The following is a 1,078-nucleotide window of genomic DNA, read 5'->3' as shown; positions in this document are numbered from 1 at the left end:
CAACAATACCCAGTGCTTCGAGAATCAGTTCTTGCTGCCAGGCTGCAATTTTGATACCTGATGTATCGACTTTGCGGGGATCTAAACCGTCGAGTTCGGCGTGGCATAAATTGGCACCCTGTAGGCTAAATTGCCCCCAGACATCTTCGGAAAAAACACCTCGACTTAAGTCTGACTCTTTCAGTGATGCACCCGCTAGGTTCGTTCCTATCCAGCGATTTTCAAACAACTCACATTTTTCTAAACAAACCCTCTCCATATTGGCATAGGAAAGATTACATCCAGAAATAAATGCTGAGCAAAAGTACATACGATTACTCACTTGATGGGCAAAGTTTGTTCGGGAAAAGTTGGCACCTTTTAAATCACACGCACGGAACTCTATACCGTAGCAATTGGCATTACTGAAGTTTGCCATCGCAAGTTGGCATTGTTGGAAACTTGCATCACGAAGATCTGCGACATCAAAGTGGCAGCCTTCGATATCACCCTGTTCAATGAACTTGCAGTTGACGAATGTCGTATCACGCAAGTTAGCACGTCGAAAGTCGCTGCGAATGAATGTGCAAGCGGTGAAGGTGAGATCACTTAAGTCTTTATGTGAAAAGTTGTGGTGCCGATATGTATGATTGTAGGTTTCCATGAGTACTCCTTGTTGACAGGAGGGCTAGACTACCATTATACATATGCCAAGACATTAAAATAAAAGCCTGTTACATCAACACATTACAACCCCTCAATTTACCTGTTTTAAGTGGTCAAATTGGCGCGTAGAGCGCCTATCGCTCTTGCATTGGCACGCGGCCCTGTTGAAAAAAGTTATTCGCTTTAGATAGGGTTAGGAGAGCCGTGCTTCGCCGGTAAAAAATCGGACTATCCGACGCAGGGCGGACTCATCGGCGGAGAAGCAAACTTTGACTATATCTCCCTACACTTGGAAGAGGGCTAGACTGGCCCCATAGATCACCAGACACTTCGACTCTCTTAAAATAAGAGGTAGTCGAGAGCATAAAAAATATTGGGGCAGCGTGAGCTATGCTGCCATCGCTGGTCCCTTCCCGTCACTTTGAAAACCCGG

1 protein-coding gene is annotated in these 1,078 nt (G+C 45.5%); it reads right to left on the bottom strand.

Annotation, left to right across the window (positions count from 1 at the left end; all coding sequences use genetic code 11):
* A partial coding sequence (locus RTW80_RS25775) for a QnrS family quinolone resistance pentapeptide repeat protein (protein ID WP_050339696.1) occupies positions 1 to 643 on the bottom strand: 643 nt, incomplete at its 3' end.
* Positions 644 to 1,078 lie beyond the last annotated feature (435 nt).

This window comes from Escherichia sp. AM3 (assembly GCF_032029835.1).
Taxonomy (GTDB): Bacteria; Pseudomonadota; Gammaproteobacteria; order Enterobacterales; family Enterobacteriaceae; genus Escherichia; species Escherichia coli.
This window is presented reverse-complemented; position numbering and strand designations above follow the sequence as displayed.